Genomic DNA, 4,097 nt, shown 5'->3' on the forward strand with positions numbered 1-4,097 from the left:
AAAAGTGTGCGAATCGCTTATCCCGAACTTGCTTCGGGATCTCAAATCAAATAATACCAACCCTTGCAGATTTCTAAAATCTGCAAGGGTTTTTTGTTTTATAAAAAAGTATAATACAAATACCCTAAATTAAACAGGACCAAGAACCAGAAGCAGATTAGGCTGAAGATTCGGTAATTTCTTCCGGGGCGGTGTTTTTTGGGCATTTGATTTCCGGTAACTAATTTATAGTTAAACCAGGCTAAAAATGGCGCAGAAAGAAATGAAAGTCCGGCGGCGAAATCAACTAAAAGCGTAAAGGAACCTGAAAGAAAGAATAATATGGAAAGCGAAAAAACCGGAATAAGAAAAACTGCCCAGGTGTAGAACTTCCATTTCTGTTTTCTGTACTTCGGAGAATTTTTCTCCGGATCTTTTAATTCTGAAATTACCCTGGGAAAAGCATCGGTTACTGTTAGCACTGTGCTAAGCATGGTGATGAATGCGGCAATAGATATTAGAGGTTTGCTCCAGGCTCCCAGGGTTTTTCCATAGAGTTCCACTAGCTGACTGGAAAATTCCACGCTGTTTCCTGAAAAGGATGAGCCGCTTCCGAACATCACCAAAACTCCCAGCAAGAAAAACAGCAATCCAATAAATGCAGCGGCCAGATAACCTACATTGAAATCGGCAAACGCGCCTCGTACGGAGAGTTTTTGATTGCTTTGAATCGCTTTTTCCCGGGTCCAGATGGAATGCCAGACAGACGCATCAAGCGGAATAGGCATCCATCCCATAAATGCGATAATAAACCCCAGGCTTGCGGTTGTCCAGAGGGAAGGAGCGGGAGTGCTAACCGCAGTTTCCAGAGTACCGGCGCCAAAAGCCATAATCACGGCGAAGAGTGTGGCCAGGGTAAGCAGGCTAACGATTAGCTTCATACTTTTATCAAGGCCGGGGTATTTTCCGATTAAAAGAAGGGCAATGCAAGCCAGGATTATTGCAGTACTCCAAACAAATGGGGACCAGCCAAAATTGAACAAACGTTCGGCAAGGCCGGCAGTTACTATAGTCACCGCCGCCTGAATGATGAACATGCTCCCAAAAGTGATTAAAATGTAAATCCAGTAAGGAAATTTCCCAAGGCGTTTATAGCCTGAAATAAGATGCTGTCCTGTGGCCGCGGCATAGCGGGGACCAAATTCCAGAAATGGATATTTGGAAATACAGGCCAGGAGCAAGGCCCAAATCAAAATAAAACCATAATCGGCACCGGCGCGGGTAGCCTGAACCAAATGCGAAACCCCAATGGCCGCTCCCGCCAGTAAGAAACCGGGGCCAATGTTTTTCAGGTATTTTTTAAATTTCAAAAATCTATTGAGTTAGTTTAATTTCTGAATATAAATTTAGTAGGATAATCTTACTTTGCAATTATTAACCTTTGTGTCCAGAACCTTGCAAGGGTTTCTTTAAGTTCCTGCTATTTCTAAAATCAGGTCTTTGCTCACTTCATGACCTCCGGCAAAAGTTTTGATCTCTAAATTGGATCTAAAAATTTCTTTCAATCGGGCTTCTTCCTTTGGAATGTTTACTTCAGAAAAATATTGGTCTTCTTCTCCATAAATAAAACTGAATTTTGTGTTATTCAGGAAAGAAAAATCTTCAGCCTTCAGTTCTGCAGGTACTTTTCCTGAGTGCATTATCAGCTGGTCACAGGCGATCTTTCGTTTAGCGACCCATCTTGTAACTACAGAAACTCCCTGGGAATAACCAAATAGAAGAAGTTTTGGAGCATCCTGCAGTTTTTCAGTTTTATAAACTTCATCGAGATAATTCAGCAAATTTTCGGTTTCCAGTTCGGTGTTTTCACGGGTTAACCAGGATGCGCCCACGTGGGTATATTTTCCGTTGAGATAATACCTGGAAGGTGCCTGCGGAGCAATGATATAATTCTCTTCCGGGTCCAGATGTTTGAAATATTTCAAAAAATATCTGCTTAAATATCCGATGCCGTGGCAAACCACCCAAACGTTTTTTGTCTTTGAAGTAAAGGTGTTTAAAACTTCGTAAGTATTGGTGCTTTGGTAGGAAACCTGTTTCTCGCTGCTCATTTTTATGTATTTTTACTTTATAATCGGGAATTTAAAGGTTTTGAGCTTTGACTCGAAATCAATATTTTTCTGAAATGCTCGTGGGCCTGCCCCGGGGTATTGTACAAATTAACCAATCTTATTGTGATGACCCAAGAAGAAATTCTCGAGCTTTCCAAAAAGGTGTCTAAAAACACCCTGATGGAAACCCTCGATATCGAATTTACAGAAGTAGGAGATAATTATCTTGTGGCTAGAATGCCGGTAACTCCAAAAGTACATCAGCCCGATGGAGTATTGCACGGTGGAGCCAGCGTGGCCCTGGCCGAAAGTGTCGGCAGCCTGGCGAGTTATGTATTTTTGAATACCGAAGAATTTTTTGTTCGTGGGATAGAGATCTCGGCTAATCATTTAAGAAGTATTTCTGAAGGTTTTGTCTATGCAAAAGCCAGTTTTATACATAAAGGGCGAACCACGCAGCTTTGGGAAATAAAGATCACCGATGAGCAAAACAACCTGATCTCTCTTGTGAAACTCACCACTATCGCTTTACCAAAAAATAAGTAAATGATGAATGCAGAAGAATTTTTTAATCGGCTTGAAAAGCAATTGCAACAAGATAAACCTTTTGCAGCCTGGCACGATCCGGGATCGGGTAGGGGAATGACCACCGCTTTGTTGCAGGATGATGCTTCGGAAAATCTTGTGGATGATTTCAACGAAAGCGGATTTGTTTTCGCCCCTTTTGAAAGCCAATTGCCAACCTATATTATTCCGCAGGATAAAGCTGAATTTCTGCAAACGGAATATTCCGGGTTTATAGATCACGAAAAAGCGCTGGAAAAGGAAAGCCCTGATTTTCCACCGGAACAATTTATTCAGAAGGAAAAGTCTGCCCACGAAAATCTCGTTCAGAAAGGTATTGACGAAATTAAAGCTGGAGCCTTTAAAAAAGTGGTGTTGTCCCGAAAGGAGGAAGTGGAAACCCAATTGGGGCCGCTGGAAATATTTAAGGATCTGCTAAAGAAATATAAAGAAGCTTTTGTATATATCTGGTTTCACCCAAAAACCGATATCTGGTTGGGCGCAACTCCTGAAACCCTGCTTAAAGTTGAAAGAAATAAATTTAAAACCATGGCCCTTGCGGGAACTCAGGCTTTTAAGGGAATCACCGAGGTAAGCTGGGGAGAGAAGGAAATTGAAGAGCAAAAGATCGTGACCGATTTTATTCTGGAAAACGTCGAAGGGGTAACCGCCGGAAAGGTGGATAGATCTGAGGCCTACACAGCAAAAGCGGGAAATCTATTGCATCTTCGTACCGATATCCAGGGTGATATTCAGCCCGGCACTTCAAATTTAAAGGAGCTGATAATGACGCTTCATCCCACTCCTGCCGTTTGTGGTATGCCGAGGGATATTGCTAAAAAGTTCATATTGGAAAATGAAAATTACGACCGCGAATTCTACACTGGTTTTCTGGGTGAGCTGAATTTCAAAAAGGAGACAAAGCGTAGCTCTAACCGAAGGAACCAGGAGAACCAGGCTTATGGAAGCATAAGTTCGTCAACTTCTTTATTTGTTAACTTACGCTGTATGAAAATTGAAGACGATGAAGCCGAGATCTTTGTTGGTGGCGGGATTACCAAAGATTCAGATCCTGTTCGGGAGTTTGAGGAGACACAAGACAAGGCACAAACCATCAAGGCCGTATTAGTTAAATAAATCCGCTTGAAAATTGTAATTTTGGGTGAGAAATAGAGCGTTTCCCTGAGTTGGAACTCAGTTTCAGCTAGACGACTTTTCAAAACATAGATTTGTGAAATATTCCAAAATACCTGTTGCCCGCTCGATTGTAGCCCTTTGTGTGGCCAAAAATATACATCACGTAGTAATTTCCCCCGGATCGCGAAATGCTCCGCTCACCCTCGGATTTACTAATCATCCTGAAATTAAACCCTACAGTATTGTAGACGAGCGTTCCGCGGCATTTTTTGCCCTGGGAATTGCTCAGCAACTAAAGCAGCCGGT

Annotated in this window: 5 protein-coding genes; 3 read left to right on the plus strand and 2 right to left on the minus strand. The window is 42.1% G+C overall.

The window, feature by feature from the left end:
- Positions 1-98: 98 nt before the first annotated feature.
- Positions 99-1,349: an Nramp family divalent metal transporter gene (locus tag ACESK1_RS12335; protein WP_372920483.1), complete on the minus strand. Its 1,251-nt coding sequence runs from the start codon at positions 1,347-1,349 to the stop codon at positions 99-101.
- Between the two features lie 99 nt (positions 1,350-1,448).
- Positions 1,449-2,090, minus strand: a complete 642-nt coding sequence (locus tag ACESK1_RS12340) for an alpha/beta hydrolase (protein ID WP_372920484.1) — start codon at positions 2,088-2,090, stop codon at positions 1,449-1,451.
- 126 nt (positions 2,091-2,216) lie between these two features.
- Here ACESK1_RS12340 and ACESK1_RS12345 point away from each other — a divergent pair, with 126 nt between their 5' ends.
- The 3 genes from ACESK1_RS12345 to ACESK1_RS12355 form a co-directional block, all read left to right on the plus strand.
- The gene (locus tag ACESK1_RS12345; protein ID WP_372920485.1) at positions 2,217-2,636 is read left to right on the plus strand and encodes a PaaI family thioesterase; all 420 of its coding nucleotides are present in this window, start codon (positions 2,217-2,219) and stop codon (positions 2,634-2,636) included.
- Positions 2,637-3,791, plus strand: a complete 1,155-nt coding sequence (locus ACESK1_RS12350) for a chorismate-binding protein (RefSeq protein ID WP_372920486.1) — start codon at positions 2,637-2,639, stop codon at positions 3,789-3,791.
- Positions 3,792-3,885: 94 nt separating this feature from the next.
- Positions 3,886-4,097, plus strand: a 212-nt coding sequence (locus ACESK1_RS12355; RefSeq protein ID WP_372920488.1) for a thiamine pyrophosphate-binding protein, incomplete at its 3' end; no start/stop codon positions are given.

This window comes from Salegentibacter sp. (genome assembly GCF_041642575.1).
Taxonomy (GTDB): domain Bacteria; phylum Bacteroidota; class Bacteroidia; order Flavobacteriales; family Flavobacteriaceae; genus Salegentibacter.

Coding starts and splice junctions, on each gene's coding strand:
- ACESK1_RS12340 (WP_372920484.1), bottom strand. CDS start 2,090: ATGAGCAGCGAGAAACAGGTTTCCTACCAAAGCACCAATACTTACGAA.
- ACESK1_RS12345 (WP_372920485.1), top strand. CDS start 2,217: ATGACCCAAGAAGAAATTCTCGAGCTTTCCAAAAAGGTGTCTAAAAAC.
- ACESK1_RS12350 (WP_372920486.1), top strand. CDS start 2,637: ATGATGAATGCAGAAGAATTTTTTAATCGGCTTGAAAAGCAATTGCAA.